The 16,363-nt window shown below is 62.1% G+C and carries 11 protein-coding genes; all 11 read left to right on the plus strand.

Translation table 11 applies throughout. The features are described 5' to 3' along the window. The first annotated feature begins 220 nt into the window (after window positions 1-220). On the plus strand, window positions 221-610 hold the full coding sequence (locus BN1233_RS23130; RefSeq protein WP_048708368.1) for an ATPase inhibitor subunit zeta: 390 nt from the start codon (window positions 221-223) through the stop codon (window positions 608-610). Between the two features lie 213 nt (window positions 611-823). After that, window positions 824-3,259, plus strand: coding sequence for a phosphoketolase family protein (locus tag BN1233_RS23135; RefSeq protein WP_074078341.1), 2,436 nt, complete (start codon window positions 824-826; stop codon window positions 3,257-3,259). A 17-nt stretch (window positions 3,260-3,276) separates the two neighbouring features. Then, entirely contained in the window at window positions 3,277-3,846 is a 570-nt protein-coding gene (locus tag BN1233_RS23140) for a histidine phosphatase family protein (protein WP_046865986.1), read from the plus strand. Window positions 3,847-4,013: 167 nt separating this feature from the next. Beyond that, a complete protein-coding gene (locus BN1233_RS23150; RefSeq protein WP_244470760.1) occupies window positions 4,014-6,572 on the plus strand; it encodes a glycogen/starch/alpha-glucan phosphorylase in 2,559 nt (852 codons plus the stop codon). Between the two features lie 121 nt (window positions 6,573-6,693). Continuing rightward, window positions 6,694-8,826, plus strand: coding sequence for a glycogen debranching protein GlgX (gene glgX, locus BN1233_RS23155; RefSeq protein WP_197094550.1), 2,133 nt, complete (start codon window positions 6,694-6,696; stop codon window positions 8,824-8,826). A 764-nt stretch (window positions 8,827-9,590) separates the two neighbouring features. Continuing rightward, complete coding sequence (locus BN1233_RS23165; protein WP_046865990.1) at window positions 9,591-10,316, plus strand: LOG family protein; 726 nt, start codon at window positions 9,591-9,593, stop codon at window positions 10,314-10,316. Window positions 10,317-10,350: 34 nt separating this feature from the next. Beyond that, on the plus strand, window positions 10,351-10,569 hold the full coding sequence (locus tag BN1233_RS47185) for a hypothetical protein (protein ID WP_147707456.1): 219 nt from the start codon (window positions 10,351-10,353) through the stop codon (window positions 10,567-10,569). 359 nt (window positions 10,570-10,928) lie between these two features. Continuing rightward, a complete protein-coding gene (pflB, locus tag BN1233_RS23170; RefSeq protein WP_082145607.1) occupies window positions 10,929-13,277 on the plus strand; it encodes a formate C-acetyltransferase in 2,349 nt (782 codons plus the stop codon). Between the two features lie 4 nt (window positions 13,278-13,281). Beyond that, the gene (gene pflA / locus BN1233_RS23175) at window positions 13,282-14,103 is read left to right on the plus strand and encodes a pyruvate formate-lyase-activating protein (protein WP_048708373.1); all 822 of its coding nucleotides are present in this window, start codon (window positions 13,282-13,284) and stop codon (window positions 14,101-14,103) included. 9 nt (window positions 14,104-14,112) lie between these two features. Then, the gene (locus BN1233_RS23180) at window positions 14,113-15,681 is read left to right on the plus strand and encodes an aspartate:alanine exchanger family transporter (protein WP_046866168.1); all 1,569 of its coding nucleotides are present in this window, start codon (window positions 14,113-14,115) and stop codon (window positions 15,679-15,681) included. A gap of 169 nt (window positions 15,682-15,850) precedes the next feature. Continuing rightward, window positions 15,851-16,363 (plus strand): porin (locus BN1233_RS23185; protein ID WP_046865991.1); only part of this gene is annotated, 513 nt, incomplete at its 3' end.

Here is a 16,363-nt window from a genome sequence, read left to right on the forward strand (position 1 = left end):
GGCCCAAACTGTCAAGACATTGTCCCTACCGATCAAGCGACGTGCGCCCGCTCGTGTAGATTAATCCTCCAGGTCGAGCAGCGGTCGCATAGGCCAAAGGACAGGCGTCTCCGTGCACCAGCAGGAGCACCCCAAGACAATCCGCTGTCGGCTGGCCAAAGCTAATCTCCAGTGGGCAGAGATCGGATCGGGCTGAGGAAACGCCAAGAACGAGGATGACATGCCCAAGCCGATCACCAGCAGGAATCTGCACGCGCATCCCACACCGACGAGCCCGAGCTATGCTCGGAGCGCCTTTTCGACTCCGTCCCGCCTCGTCTCTCATGAAATGCAGCCGAGTGAAATCGCGGTCGATCTACCCGATAGCATTCCAGCAAGGCGCAATTTGTTTACGGCCTTGTGGGCCGGGAAGCTCAAGGGCCTTTCGGGCGAAGAGCTGGCCGCGTACGCGAGCGACGTGCGCTTCGTGAGACGACGTGGTGAGTCGATCGTCGGGATGATTGCGGACGATCTCAGGCAGGGAGGTTTGTCGCTCTCGCGCAACGACGTCCAACACGCTTTGAGTCGCTTCCACCGCATCGCTTTGCACCAGACAAGTGCAACGGATTAACGAGGAGCCTGCGCCCAGCGCAATCGCGCGATACCCGACTACGCTGCCGAACGGCGCAGAACTGCCGCGGTCGAGATCTCGCCGCCACTCGTCCGAACCGTGTGGCTGTGGCCTGAGGACTGACACATACGACCGGTCCGCCCCGGCGTCGAACGGACCGGGCACGAGACTGCAGCGGATGGCTCAATGACGCCGGGACCTGAGGAGGAGACGATGGACGAGGAGCTGTCGGATAAGATGCTTGCTGACAAAGTCCTGTCGGACAGGGAACTGGCACTCCTGGATGCCTACTGGCGAGCCGCCAACTATCTGTCGGTTGGCCAGATCTATCTCTACGACAACCCGTTGCTCAAGAAGGCGCTGACGAAGGAGCACATCAAGCCGCGGCTCCTGGGTCACTGGGGAACGACACCGGGGTTGAACTTCGTCTACGTGCATCTCAATCGGGTGATCAAGCAGCACGACCTGAACATGATCAACATCACCGGCCCGGGGCATGGCGGGCCAGGTCTGGTGGCGAACGCCTATCTCGAGGGAACCTATAGCGAGGTCTACCCGAACATCTCGCAGGATGAAGAGGGAATGAAACGCCTCTTCACGCAGTTCTCCTTCCCGGGCGGCATTCCCAGTCACGTCGCACCGGAAACGCCCGGTTCGATCCACGAAGGCGGGGAACTCGGCTACGCCGTTTCGCATGCCTATGGAGCTGCGTTCGACAACCCCGACCTGATCGTCGCCTGCGTCGTGGGCGATGGGGAAGCGGAAACTGGGCCGCTGGCGACGAGCTGGCATTCCAACAAGTTCCTTGACCCGGTCACCGACGGGGTGGTTCTGCCGATCCTGCACCTCAACGGCTACAAGATTGCCAATCCCTGTATCCTCGCCCGGATCAGCCACGAGGAACTCGACCAGCTGTTCCGTGGGTATGGCTACACGCCGTACTTCGTCGAAGGCAATGATCCCAAGTCGATGCACGAACTCATGGCCGCCACGCTGGATAGCGTGATTGGTGAAATCCAGCGGATCAAAGCCGATGCGCATCGCGATGGCTTCACGCAACGCCCCCGCTGGCCCATGATCGTGCTCCGCACTCCGAAAGGGTGGACGTGCCCGAAGGAGATCGACGGCAAGCGGACCGAGGACTATTGGCGTTCGCACCAGGTGCCCATGGGGGAGATGCATGCGAACCCGGCCCATGTGCGCATCCTCGAAGAGTGGATGAAGAGCTATCGCCCGACCGAGCTCTTCGACGACGGCGGTCGCCTTCGGCCCGAACTCGCCGAGATTGCCCCTCGGGGCGCCCGCCGCATGAGCGCCAACCCGCACACGAACGGCGGCGTGCTCCTTCGCGACCTGCGCCTGCCGGATTTCCGTGATTATGCCGTTTCGGTGGAGGCCCCGGGCGCGACAATGGTCGAATCCACGCGGGTCATGGGCAAGTTCCTTCGCGACGTCATGAAGCTGAACATGGAGGCGCGGAACTTCCGTCTCTTCAGCCCGGACGAGAACAACTCCAACCGCTGGCAGGATGTGCTCGAGGTCACCAATCGCGCGTGGGTTGCCGAGACCTATCCGTGGGACGGTCACCTCGCTCCGGACGGGCGGGTGATGGAGATGCTCAGTGAGCATCAGTGCCAGGGCTGGCTCGAGGGATACCTCCTGACTGGCCGGCACGGATTCTTCTCCTGCTACGAGGCTTTCATCCACATCATCGACTCGATGTTCAATCAGCACGCGAAGTGGCTGAAGGTATGCAATCACATCCCCTGGCGCCGGCCGATCGGCTCGCTGAACTACCTGCTGTCCAGCCACGTGTGGCGGCAGGACCATAACGGCTTCAGCCATCAGGATCCTGGATTCATCGATCACGTCGTCAACAAGAAAGCCGAGGTCGTCCGCGTTTACCTGCCGCCCGATGCCAACTGCCTGCTCTCCGTCACTGATCACTGCCTGCGCAGCCGGAACTACGTCAACGTGGTCGTCGCCGGGAAGCAGCCAGCCCCGCAGTGGTTGTCGATGGATGAAGCCATCAAGCACTGCACCAAGGGATTGGGCATCTGGGAATGGGCCAGCAACGACCGGGGCGAGGAGCCCGACGTCGTGATGGCCTGCTGTGGCGACGTACCGACCCTGGAGACGCTGGCGGCAGTGGATCTCCTGCGCCGGCACGCGCCCGACCTGAAGGTTCGTGTCATCAACGTCGTGAACCTCATGAAGCTGCAACCGCCAAGCGAGCATCCGCACGGGCTGTCGGACCACGACTTCGACGCGCTGTTCACCACGGACAAGCCGATCATCTTCGCTTTTCACGGTTATCCGTGGCTCATTCACCGGCTCACCTATCGGCGAAACGGTCACCGCAATCTCCATGTCCGCGGCTACAAGGAGGAGGGTACCACCAGCACCCCGTTCGACATGTGCGTGTTGAACGACCTCGATCGCTTCCACCTCGTGAACGATGTGATCGACCGGGTGCCGAAGCTCGGTGTGCGGGCCGCCTACGCCAAGCAGGCGATCCACGACATGCTCATCGAGCACAAGGAATACATTGCCCGTCACGGCGACGACATGCCCGAGATCGCGGGCTGGAAATGGGGGCAGGCAGCGGCGTCCGGAGGAGTCCGATCGACGGAGGCCGATAACGTCTGAGCCGGGAGCGAGCGAGCATGGACGTGTTCGCGATCAGGCATGGGGAGACCGCGTGGAGCCTGAGTGGGCAGCACACGGGCACGACGGACATCCCCCTGACGGACACCGGGCGTCGAGTCGCCGACCGGCTACGCCTCGTCCTGGCCAAGAAGAGGTTCGCGCTCGTTCTCGTGAGCCCGCTGCGGCGGGCCCGGGAGACCTGCGATCTGGCGGGGCTCGGTGGCACAGCCGCCATCGACCCCGACCTCGTCGAGTGGAATTACGGCGCGTATGAGGGACTGACGCCCAGGCAGATCTGCGAGACGGCGCCAGGCTGGCTGATCTTCCGCGATGGGTGTCCGGGCGGCGAAGCGCCGGCGCAGGTTGGTGCGCGGGTCGATCGGATCATTGCCCGGGCGCGTGCGGTTCAAGGTGACGTCGCACTGTTCGCACACGGACATGTGCTGCGGGTTCTCGCCGCGCGCTGGATCGGCCTCCCTGCAGGCGGCGGGCAGCACTTCCTCCTGGATACGGGTACCCTGAGCGTTCTCGGTTACTACCACGACATACCGGCCGTGAGGATCTGGAATGGTTCCCTCGCTGTATGACGCACCTGCCGGGCGACGCCGGACAGCGCAAGCCGCGACCCCTTCACGCTTCAGGCGAGAGGAAACAGTCGAACGAGGCCTTATCGGCTACGGGAAAAAAGTGACGACCCCGGCGGCGACGCAGATCCGAGGAGGAATGGCGTCGGTCAGGGGAGGAGGATGAGACGATGAGCAGCACCAGGACGGCGGCCAGCGCAAGGACATCCAAGGCGCCGAAAATCAGCACCGGAATGACGGGCGCTATGCGGACGTCGACTGCGCCGGAGGCCACGAATCTCCTCGAATATTATGGGTGCGGCCCAATCCAGTTCACGGGGTCGAACGACGCCCTCTATGAGCGGCACCTCATGTTCGACAGCGTGGTCTCTCCAATGGCGACAGGACCACGCGAGCGTTACGAGGCCATCGCCCGCTCCGTGCGGGACATCCTCTCGCAACGCTGGCTTCGCACCGAGCAGACCTATGCACGCGAGAATCCCAAGCGAGTCTATTATCTGTCCATGGAGTACCTCATGGGGCGCTCCCTGGCCAACAACATCATGAACCTCCTCCTCGATCCAATCCTGGAGCGGCTCATCGAAAACAAGGATCTCGATCGGCTCGCCTTGCTCGAACAGGAGCCTGATGCCGGACTGGGGAATGGCGGGCTCGGCCGCCTGGCCGCGTGCTTCGTCGACTCGATGGCGACGATGCAACTCCCTGCCATGGGATACGGCCTCCGCTACGAGTACGGCATCTTCAAGCAGACCATCCGGGATGGCTGGCAACACGAGCAGCCGGATAATTGGCTTCGGCGGCCCGATCCATGGGAAGTCGCTCGGCCGCAGGAGGAAGTGGAGGTCAAGCTCGGCTGCTCGTTCGAGGTCCAGAGCGGAACCCTCGTCGCGGTTGCCGGCCAGCCCTCGAGCCTGCTCGGAATTCCATACGATCGACCGGTCGTGGGCTATGGCGGCAAGACCATCAACACGCTCCGGCTTTGGGCTGCCGCGGCGCCTCATTCATTCGACTTCCAGGTGTTCAGTGCCGGTGATTTCGTCAGCGCTCTGGCTCATCGGCTCACGGCCGAGTCCCTGACACGGGTCCTTTATCCAGACGACTCCACGAGCATGGGACAGGGACTCCGCTTCGTGCAGGAATATTTCCTCGTCGCCTGTTCCCTGGCGGACCTCATGCGGCGCTTCCGGCAGACCAACTCCGAGTGGGATGCCCTACCCGACAAGGTCGCGATCCAGCTCAACGATACCCACCCGAGTCTGGCAGTATCCGAACTGATGCGGATCCTTCTGGACGAGGAGCACCTCCCATGGGACCAGGCGTGGGACCTCACCCGGCAGACGCTCGCATACACGAACCACACGCTTCTTCCCGAAGCCTTGGAGAAATGGCCCCTGCCATGGTTCGAATTGCTGCTGCCGCGTCACCTCGAAATCATTCTCGAGATCAACCGCCGCCTCCTCGACGAGGTGCGGGCCCGCTTCCCGGGAGACGAGGGCCGTGTCGAGCGCATCAGCCTGATCGAGGAAGGCGCAGTGCGCAAGGTCCGGATGGCCAATCTCGCCATCGTGGGATCGCACAGCACCAACGGAGTCGCCGCGATCCATTCCGGCCTGCTACGCACGGTGACGGTCAAGGATCTGGCCGAAATCTTCCCCGAGCGCTTCAACAACAAGACCAATGGCGTCACGCCGCGGCGCTGGCTTCTGCTCGCCAACCCTGCACTCGCAGACTGCATCACCGAAGCCATCGGTAACGGCTGGATCACGGATCTCTCCCTGCTGACGAAACTAGCTCCACTTGCCGACGATATCGGCTTCCGCGACACGGTTCGTAAGGCCAAGCGCAGTGCCAAAATGCACTTCGCGGAGTGGCTCAAATCGTCATCCGGTGTAACAGTGGACCCGGACACGATTTTCGACAGTCAGGTCAAGCGCATCCACGAATACAAGCGGCAGTTGCTGAATGCGCTGCGCGTCGTCGTGCTCTACAACCGGCTCCGGGAAAATCCGGATCTCGAGATGGCACCACGGACATTCTTCTTCGCCGGCAAGGCGGCGCCGGCGTATGATCTGGCCAAGATCATCATCAAATTCCTCAACAACCTGGCCGGCACCATCGACGGCGATCCGGCCGTGCGCGGTCGCCTCAAGGTGGTGTTCCTGCCCGAGTACTGCGTGTCCCTCGCCGAGAGGTTGATCCCTGCGACCGAGGTATCGAACCAGATTTCGACGGCCGGCTATGAGGCGAGCGGGACGAGCAACATGAAGTTCATGATGAACGGCGCGTTGACGATCGGCACGCGTGACGGTGCGACGATCGAGATGGCCGAGGCCGCAGGTGAGGAAAACTTCTTCCTGTTCGGGTTGACTGCCGACCAGGTAGCCGACAGCAGCACCTGGTACAATCCACAATGGCATTACGACAATGAGCCGGAGACCCAAGCTGCACTGGACTTGATCGTCTCCGATCATTTCAGCCGCCATGAGCCGGGCGTATTCGAGCCCCTGCGCGGCACTCTACTGACGCGTGGCGACCGCTTCATGCATCTGGCGGACCTCACGGCCTATCTCGAGGCCGACCGGCGGTTGCTCGACGAGTACGCAGATCCGAATCGATGGGCACGCAAGGCAATCCTAAACGTGGCGAGCTCGGGAAAATTCTCGAGCGATCGTACCATCGGCGAATATGCAACCGAGATCTGGAGCGCGAAACCGTGTGCGGTCCAATAGCGGACCGTTCGCGCAGCCGGATGAGCGCGGGCAGAGCCGCGACACTCTTCAGTGGCCATGCCACACGCGGTGCCGCATCCGGCAGGCCGGAATTGAGCGGGCGGCACGGCAGGATATCGCGATGATGTTCGAGGTCGAAGTCATCCCGACTCGCTCGGATGCGTCTCACTCTCCGGCGCAGGGAAGCAGCTCGCCGCTGGGAGCGACTCCATCCCACGGGGGAGCGAATTTCAGCGTCTTCTCCAAGGATGCCACCGGACTCGAGTTGCTGCTGTTTGATCAGGTCGATGAAACAGCCTCGCGGGTGATCCGCCTCGACCCGGCCGTCAACCGGACGTATCACTATTGGCACGTATTCGTCCCCGGCGTGACGGCAGGCCAGATTTATGGCTATCGGGCCGAGGGGCCGGCAGATCTCGCGAACGGCATGCGGTTCGATCCCACGAAGATTCTCCTCGACCCGTATGGCCGCGGAGTGGCCGTCCCGGATCGCTACAGCCGCAACGCTGCGAGCGAGGCTGGCGACAACAGCGCCACCGCGATGAAGAGCGTGGTGGTGGACCCGACCACCTATGATTGGGAGGGAGATGCGCCGCTGCGGCGCCCTTCGGCACAGACCATCGTCTACGAAATCCATGTGCGGGGCTTCACCCGCCATCCCAGTTCCGGCGTCGGCGAGAAGATCCGCGGCACCTTCACAGGGCTGATCGAGAGGATTCCCTATCTCCAGCGGCTGGGGATTACCGCAGTCGAACTGCTTCCCGTGTTCCAGTTCGATGCACAGGATTGCCCGCCGGGAATGGTCAATTACTGGGGCTATGCACCGGTTTCGTTCTTCGCACCACACCAGGGTTACAGCTCGCGCCAGGATCTGCTCGGCCCGGTGGACGAATTCCGCGACATGGTCAAAGCACTGCACCGTGCGGGAATTGAGGTCATCCTCGATGTCGTGTTCAACCACACTGCGGAAGGGGACCACCGCGGGCCAACGCTCTGCTTCCGAGGACTCGACAATCCCGGATACTACATCCTCGAGAAGGACCGCTCTCGTTATGCGAACTACACCGGCACCGGAAACACTCTCAACGCCAATCACCCGATCGTCCGCCGGATGATCGTAGACAGCCTCCGATACTGGGTCGAGGTGATGCACGTTGACGGGTTCCGTTTCGATCTCGCATCGATCCTGTCGCGGGATACGTCGGGACACCCGCTCCCAAACCCTCCGATCCTGTGGGATATAGAGTCGGACCCGGTCCTCGCAGGTACGAAACTCATCGCGGAGGCTTGGGATGCAGCCGGCCTCTATCAAGTCGGCAGCTTCATCGGAGACAGCTGGAAAGAGTGGAATGGGCGCTTCCGCGACGACGTTCGGTCCTTCTTCCGTGGCGATGCAGGTTCCACCGCACGGCTGGCAGACCGCCTCATCGGCAGCCCGGAGATCTATGCGCACAAGCAGCGAGAGGCCGAACAGAGCGTCAACTTCGTGACATGCCACGACGGCTTCACCCTCAGCGATCTCGTCTCCTACGACCACAAGCACAATGAGGCGAACGGCGAGGATAATCGTGACGGCGCAGACGACAACCGCAGCTGGAATTGCGGCATAGAGGGGCCGACCGACGACCCGGATATCGAGCGACTGAGGAACCGCCAGATAAAAAACTTTCTGACAGTCACGATGCTCTCGATCGGCATGCCCATGATCATGATGGGCGACGAGGTGCGGCGAACCCAGTTCGGCAACAACAATGCCTATTGCCAGGACAATGAAATCAGCTGGTTCGACTGGACACTCGTCGAGAGACACGCGGACTTGCATCGTTTCGTGACCCTGCTCAATGCACGGCGGATCATGCGCGTTACGGGGCACGAGCGCCGGCGTGTGACCTTGAGCGACCTGATCCGGCACGCCAGGAAGACATGGCATGGGGTAATGATCGGGCAGCCGGACTGGAGTCATGAATCCCATAGTCTCGCGTTCGAAGTCGAGATCCGGGAGGAACGATTACACGTATACCTGATCCTGAACGCTTACTGGGAACCCTTGGACTTCGAGCTGCCGCCAGCGGGCAATGACTCGAACCCATGGCGCAGGTGGATCGACACCGCGCTGGAAGCGCCGCAGGACATCGTTCCCTGGCAGGCGGCACCATCGCTGTCCGGCGACACCTATCGGGCCGCAGCACGCTCCGTCGTGGTCTTGTTCGAGCAGGCCGAACGCAGCCGAGCAGGCCCCGGAGAACCGGATTGAGTGAAATCCAGACAACCAAAATGGTTCTGCTACCCTATACATTCCTATCGCGAACCGGCGCATCGGCTGCCGTGCTCCGGCACGCGAAGGGAAAGAGTCGCCGGTGGGATTACAGCATGCATATCTCGGCCCGGAGTTCTGCTCGGTCGTCGAGGTGCCGAAGCCATAGCACCTGACAGCTGCCAATGCGGTTTTCCGTTTCTTCAGGCAAGCGGCGTTGATATTGATCAATTTCAATGGGCGGGTTCTGGACCAGATTGATCCGGGCTCGGGTGAGCATCGCCTTCGGCAGGAGGCTGCGGTGCGAACCATTGTGTGGGCCAGTCTGGCATTCTCCCTCCTGCTGTCGGGAAGAGGGTCTGCCCTCGCCGGTGAAGATTATCCAGGGCAATGGACGCCGACCATCGAGATAGGCGGGACGAACCTGGAGCCATGCAATCCTCAACGGCGGGCTCCGCGTGGCGGTCCCCCCGTCGTAATGGTCGATCCTGGATCCAGGATGTCCGGCCTGCCGGAAGTTACGGGCTCGATCCTTCCGCCGATTCCGCAGCCGAGGCGAGCAGGGTGCCAAATCGAGGAGTACTGGTTCAACGGATCGACCTTCCGCGTCCATCGCCGCGGCGGCTGAGTTCCGAAGAACCTCCACGATAGGCCATCGGCATGACCGGACTTGCATACCTCCCTCCGGAGTTCGAGCGGGCGGTTCCAGAGCCAGCCAACCGGACATGCATCATCGACCCTCATCCGAAAAGGACCGAAACGTTATGAGCACCGCACCATCCCAGACACCCGCCGTCAGCCTGGCCGACGAAGAAGCCGTCAAACGCATCCTCGTCGACACGATCTTCGGGCTCTGGGCGACGGTCAATAACCTGAGCCGCCTGCGTCCGTCGCGACATGAGCGCTATCGCGTGACGGTGTTCGGGTCCGCACGCACCCAGCCGGGGCACTGGGTATACGAGGAAGTGAAGCAGATGTGCTCGGATCTGAGCGCCATGGACTGCGACATCATCACGGGTGGCGGCCCGGGGCTGATGCAGGCCGCAAACGAGGGTGCAAAGGCGGCCCAGGCAAGTCGAGGTGTGCAGAGCATCGGAATTCGGGTGCACTTGCCGTTCGAGCAGAACGTGAATCCATTCGTTGAGCAAGCCTTCGAGCACGGGACCTTCTTCACCCGACTGCACCAGTTCGTGCTCATGTCCGACGCTTACATCGTTGCCCCTGGCGGTTTGGGAACAGTGCTCGAATCGATGATGATCTGGCAGCTCTTGCAGGTACGTCATCTGCACGATACGCCGCTCGTCTTCGCCGGTCGCATGTGGAAGGGCTTGGTTGAATGGGCGAGCGCACAGATGTTGCGCCCTGGCTTCGAGCTGGCGAGCCCCCAGGACATGCAGATCCCGCACTGTGTGGACAACGGCGCAGAGGCGGTGGCGGTCATCCGTGAACATCACGAACGCTGGTTGGCTGAGCAGGGCAAAGGTACCTGACGTCGGCATCAGCTATTCAATAGAAGCGGGTTGCATGGCCGGCCAACTCTTGGCGAACACCACCCCGTCGTTCGGCCAGGTTGCGGCAGTGCTCGATTACCCGGAGGTGAGCACCTTCACGAGCGGCTTCCGGTGCCGGACCGACCAGGCCCTGAAGGCTTGGCGGGCCGAACCATCGCCCTGGCACCGCCCCTGGCCCAAACTGTCAAGACATTGTCCTTACCGATCAAGCGCCGCGCTTCTGGCCGAGTAGAGTGAGTGTTCAGGCCAGGTTGCACTCGGGCGCGGTGGACGCTTCGCACACCAGCAAACGCGATTCGAGACAATCCGGCTGGCCAGCCGAAGCTGGTCTCGGGTGGTCCGAGGTCGGGTCGGGCTGAGGAAACGCCAGGAGCGAGGCTGATATGCCCGTGACCAACGCCTGCATGAGCCCGGCGGCGCATCCGCGGTCGGCGGGCCCGAACCACGCTCCGCGCGCCGCCACACTTTGCCGTCTCGCTGAACCCCCGAAGTCGACCAGGACCTCGGGCTTTGTGAACGGCGGCTCGCAATCGAGCCTACGGTGAACGTCACGACGTTACGCTCTGCAGCCTGCGTACGTAGGAGGTCGTCATGCAATCAGAAGCCGCTGCCACTCAGGAATCTGTTCATTCTCCGAAACACGGAGCCGGCCAGCGCCAAGCAGCGGACATTGTGCTAGAAAATTCGGCGCCCACGGCGGAGACCGCAGGCTCGACCGGTGAGTGGTCCGGCTTTGTGCCCGGACGATGGCAGCACGCGATCGACGTCCGCGATTTCATCCAGCGCAATGTCACCTCCTATCAGGGTGACGAGGCGTTCCTGGCGGAGCCCAGCGAGCGCACGAAAGCCGTCTGGGCAAAGCTGCAGCCCTATTTCAAGGAGGAGATCCGCAAGGGCGTCCTGGATGTGGATGCCAAGACACCCTCCTCGCTCACCTCACACAAGCCGGGCTACATCGACCGCGACAACGAAGTGATCGTCGGACTGCAGACCGACGCGCCGTTCCGCCGTGCCATCATGCCACTCGGCGGCCTGCGCATGGTCGAAAGCGGCCTGAAGGCGGCCGGCTTCGAACCCGACTCCCTCGTGCACGACATCTTCACCAAATATCGCAAGACGCACAACGACGGTGTCTTCGATGTGTATACGCCGGAAATCATGGCGTGCCGGCGGAGCCACATCATCACGGGACTGCCCGACGCCTACGGTCGAGGCCGGATCATCGGCGACTATCGCCGCGTGGCATTGTACGGAACGGACAGGTTGATCGAGGCCAAGCAGACCGAGCGGGCATTGCTGGACGCCAAATGGCCGACCGACGATGTCATCCGGGAGCGCGAGGAACTGGCGGAACAGATGCGCGCTCTGGCCGACCTCGCAACCATGGCCGGAAGTTACGGTTGCGACATCAAGCGGCCGGCCGCGAATGCGCGCGAAGCCGCGCAATGGACGTATTTCGGCTATCTCGGCGCCATCAAGGAGGCGAATGGCGCGGCCATGTCGATCGGCCGCATTTCGTCCTTCCTCGACATCTACATCGAGCGAGACCTCAAGAGTGGCGCTCTCGATGAGTCCGGCGCCCAGGAGCTCATCGACCAGCTCGTCCAGAAGCTTCGGATCGTGCGCTTCCTGCGCACGCCGGATTACGACGCGCTGTTCTCGGGCGATCCCTACTGGGCGACCGAATGCGTCGGCGGCATGGACCTCAATGGCCGGCCATTGGTCTCGCGCACCAGTTTCCGCATGCTGCATACGCTGAAGAATCTCGGTCCGGCTCCGGAGCCCAACATGACGGTGCTCTGGTCGAAACAGCTCCCCGAACCGTTCAAGCGCTTCTGCATCAAGGTTTCGGCCGAGACGTCTTCCATCCAGTACGAGAACGACGATCTCATGCGTCCCTATTGGGGCGACGACTACGGCATCGCCTGTTGCGTATCGGCCATGCGCATCGGGAGCCAGATGCAGTTCTTCGGCGCGCGCGTGAACCTCGCCAAGTGCCTGCTCTACGCCATCAACGGTGGGCGGGACGAAGTGAGCGGAGATCAGATCGGCCCGTCGTCGTCAGCCGTGAGCGGCGACCTTCTCGACTACGACGACGTTATGGCAAAGTTCGATGCGATGATGGACTGGCTGGCGCGGACCTATGTCCACTCCATGAACTGCATTCACTACATGCATGACAAATACTACTACGAGCGCCTGGAAATGGCGCTTCACGACCAGCAGATCCTGCGCACGATGGCCTTCGGCATTGCCGGTCTGTCGGTAGTGGCCGACAGCCTGTCTGCGATCAAGCATGCGCAGGTCAAGCCGATCCGCCGTGACGACGGGCTGGTCGTTTCTTACGAAATCACAGGCGATTTCCCGAAATATGGCAACAACGACGATCGCGTCGACAGCATTGCGGCCGATCTCGTCTCCACCTTCATGAGGAAGATCCGCAAACATCCGACCTATCGCGGCGCGGTCCACACGCAATCGGTTCTGACCATCACGAGCAACGTCGTCTACGGCAGGAACACGGGCGACACGCCGGATGGCCGAAAGGCCGGCGAGCCTTTTGCCCCGGGCGCCAACCCGATGCATGGCCGCGACAGTCACGGGTGGCTCGCCTCGTGCCTGTCCGTCGCCAAGCTGCCCTACGCAGATGCGCAGGATGGCATCAGCTACACCGTGTCGGTTGCACCAAGCTCCAATCGCCTGGATGACGACACGAAGATCGCTCAGGCCGTGAAGGTGCTCGACACGTATTGCGGCCAGGGCGGGTTCCACATGAACCTCAATGTCCTCAACCGCGAGACGTTGCTCGATGCAATGGAGAATCCGGACAAGTACCCGCAGCTGACGATTCGAGTCTCGGGCTATGCGGTGAATTTCGTTCGGCTGACCCGGGAACAGCAGATGGACGTCATCAGCCGTACTTTCCACGGCGAGGCTTGACATCATGGCCGACGAGCCTTGGGCAACCAACCGGCATGCGTTGCGTCAATCGCAGTCTCCTGACGCACCGGAGACGGGCGAGTTTCACGATACCAGAGGCGACTTCGGTTGGATCCACTCCTACGAGACCGGGTCAACGGTCGATGGTCCCGGGGTTCGCGTCACGATATTCGTGAGCGGCTGCCTGCTGCGTTGCCTGTATTGCCACAACCCGGATACTTGGCATCTCAAAGACGGCACTCGCGTCTCCTTCGAACGCGCCGAGCGCGGGCTCGCTTCCTATGCGGCTGCATTGCGGTCCATGGGCGGTGGGCTCACGATATCAGGCGGCGAGCCGCTGGTGCAGGTGCATTTCACCAAGAGGCTCTTTGCGGCTGCCAAGCGCATGGGGCTTCACACCGCGTTGGACACGTCGGGTTTTCTCGGTGCGCGTGCCGACGACGATTATCTTCGCTATGTCGATCTTGTCCTGCTCGACATTAAGTCTTGGGATCCAGAAACGTATCGCCGCGCTACCGGTCAGGAAGTGCGTCCGACCCTGCAGTTTGCCGAACGGCTGGCGGCACTCGGGAAGCCGGTATGGGTGCGCTTCGTGCTCGTGCCCGGCCTGACCGACGACCCCGCCAATGTCGATGGCATTGCCCGGTTCGTAGCGCCGATGAAGAATGTCGAATGGATCGAGGTCCTCCCGTTCCATCAGATGGGCGCTTTCAAATGGAAAGCACTCGGCCTCGAATACGAGTTGTCCGATACACCGACACCGTCACCCGAACTGGTTGCGCGGGTGATGGGACAGTTTCGGGATGCTGGATGCCGAGCGAGATGAGTGGAACCGATGTCTGATGTCATTCGCACGCTGCTTGAAGCGTCCCCGTTGCTGGCGCTCTTCCTCGCCATTGCCACCGGTTATGCCATTGGACAGATTTCGTTTGCCGGCGTTTCGTTCGGCGCCGGGGCAGTACTGTTCACTGGCCTGCTCATCGGTGCCATTGCCCCGAAGGCGGCGCCCCCCGGGCTGGTCGGGACCCTTGGCCTCGTGATGTTCGTTTACGGGGTAGGCATTCAGTATGGGCCGCAGTTTTTCGCCAGCCTCCGAGGCCCTGGCGTCAAATACATAGCTCTCGCGACCGCTGCGGTGGTCGCCTCTCTCTTCGTCGCATTGCTGGTTGCCAAGCCGCTCGGCATTTCGCTCGCGACCGCAGCCGGACTGTTTGCCGGCTCCGGCACGAGCACGCCGACATTGCAGGCGGCGCTGGCTGCGGCTGGGAACCAGGACCCTGCGATCGGCTATTCGGTTTCCTATCCCTTCGGCGTGGTGGGGCCGATCATCCTAATGACCATCATGGCGGCGCTGGTCAAACCCAAGTTCAGTCAGCCTTCACAGAATGTGCGACTTGCGGAGTTGACCCTCGAGTCTCGAGGCGGGGAGCGGACTGTCGGAGAGCTTTCCGCGATCCTGCCGACCGACGTCAAGATTGTTGCAGTTCGTCAGCATCACATGAACGTGCCACCAGTCGCCGAGACAAGACTGCAGGACGGCGACGGGTTGCTGCTGGTCGGTAGCCCAACGAGCATCGAACAAGCCAAAGTGTCGATGGGGCGGGAGGAGCCGGGGCGCCTGAGCCGTGATCGCGCCAACCTCGATGTCGTGCGGGTCTACGTTTCAAAGGCGGCCTTCGTCGGCAAGCCGCTTCGAGACATCCCTCTACCCGATTTCCCCGTTGTCATTTCGCACGTGCGCCGGGGTGATTCAGAACTGATTGCGTCATCTGACTTGACGATCGAGTTCGGCGACCGCCTGGTGGCTGCAGTTCCGGCCGGCCGGCAAGCCGAGGTCCGTCGCTTCTTCGGCGACAGCATCAAGGGCAATGCTGAAATGTCCTTCATTTCGGTCGGGGTCGGGATTGCGCTCGGGCTGCTTCTCGGCATGATTCCGGTTCCTCTACCGGGCGGCGGCACGTTCAGCCTGGGCGTGGCCGGCGGGCCGCTCGTCATGGCACTCGTTCTCGGCTGGCTCGGCCGGACTGGACCGATCGGCTGGCGAATGCCCATGGTGGCGAACCTGGTTCTGCGGAATCTAGGCCTGTCGGTGTTCATCGGGTCAGTCGCGATCGGCGCCGGTGCGCCGTTCGTTCAGACAGTGGCTTCCAACGGCATCCAGATCCTTCTTGGTGGGGCCGCCGTCCTGCTCACCCTGGTCGGAGTCGTGTTGCTGGTCGGATATATGCTGCGCATACCTTTCGACGATTTGCTCGGCGTCTGCGCCGGCTCGACCGGCAATCCTGCGATCCTCTCGGCGGCAGGGCGCTTGGCGCCGACCGACCGAACGGACATCGGATATGCGATCTGCTTTCCGAGCACGACAATCGCTAAGATCATCGCCGTTCAGGTCTTGCTGAGTTGAACGAGGCGGTGACGGCTCACGGCCCATGATGAGGTGATGCCGACGGGCCACACCCTGCAAGAATCTCATAACATTGGAAGGGCTGCACTCGGCGCTTGCTTGACGGTTCCCCGCTGTCTGCTCAAGCATCCAGTATCGCGAACCGCGATCTATTCTTGGAGCATGATGGATGACGCCTCTGCGGGGTCTGTTTCTCGGATGTGCAGTAGCCGTGACCAGCGGGGCGCAGGCCGCCGATCTGCCAGTGAAAGGCGCGGAGCCGGTCGACTATGTCCGTGTCTGCCCGGCCTATGGGACCGGCTTTTTCTATGTCCCGGGTACCGACAGCTGCCTGCGTATCGGGGGCCGCGTCCGCGCCGACTATCTTTATCAAGAGCCGTTTACCCGCGCAGAGGACGCGATCGGCTTCCGGGCCCGCGGCCGCTTGAACGTAGATTATCGTACCATGACCGAATACGGCGTGCTCCGCACGTATATTCGCTACGAAATCGATCGCAACACGGGTGTGTTCGCCAGTGACGGGCAGGTCGGCACCAACCCGAAGGTCCGGCAGGCATTCGTCCAGTTCGGCGGCCTCACCGCCGGTCGCGCCCTATCGTTCTTCTCCGACCCGGACCTGCCGGTGCCGAATTTTGGCGACCTGCGCTTCGACGACCCTTCGAACGCGGACGTAAACCTGTTC

Origin of the sequence: Microvirga massiliensis, assembly GCF_001006805.1 — a bacterium.
GTDB classification, from domain to species: domain Bacteria; phylum Pseudomonadota; class Alphaproteobacteria; order Rhizobiales; family Beijerinckiaceae; genus Microvirga; species Microvirga massiliensis.

What these genes read in the sequence shown, in the direction of transcription:
- BN1233_RS47185 (WP_147707456.1), top strand. Translation starts at nt 10,351, where the DNA reads ATGGCCGGCCAACTCTTGGCGAACACCACCCCGTCGTTCGGCCAGGTT.
- BN1233_RS23130 (WP_048708368.1), top strand. Translation starts at nt 221, where the DNA reads ATGCCCAAGCCGATCACCAGCAGGAATCTGCACGCGCATCCCACACCG.
- BN1233_RS23135 (WP_074078341.1), top strand. Translation starts at nt 824, where the DNA reads ATGGACGAGGAGCTGTCGGATAAGATGCTTGCTGACAAAGTCCTGTCG.
- BN1233_RS23165 (WP_046865990.1), top strand. Translation starts at nt 9,591, where the DNA reads ATGAGCACCGCACCATCCCAGACACCCGCCGTCAGCCTGGCCGACGAA.
- pflA (WP_048708373.1), top strand. Translation starts at nt 13,282, where the DNA reads ATGGCCGACGAGCCTTGGGCAACCAACCGGCATGCGTTGCGTCAATCG.
- BN1233_RS23150 (WP_244470760.1), top strand. Translation starts at nt 4,014, where the DNA reads ATGAGCAGCACCAGGACGGCGGCCAGCGCAAGGACATCCAAGGCGCCG.
- BN1233_RS23140 (WP_046865986.1), top strand. Translation starts at nt 3,277, where the DNA reads ATGGACGTGTTCGCGATCAGGCATGGGGAGACCGCGTGGAGCCTGAGT.
- glgX (WP_197094550.1), top strand. Translation starts at nt 6,694, where the DNA reads ATGATGTTCGAGGTCGAAGTCATCCCGACTCGCTCGGATGCGTCTCAC.
- pflB (WP_082145607.1), top strand. Translation starts at nt 10,929, where the DNA reads ATGCAATCAGAAGCCGCTGCCACTCAGGAATCTGTTCATTCTCCGAAA.
- BN1233_RS23180 (WP_046866168.1), top strand. Translation starts at nt 14,113, where the DNA reads ATGTCTGATGTCATTCGCACGCTGCTTGAAGCGTCCCCGTTGCTGGCG.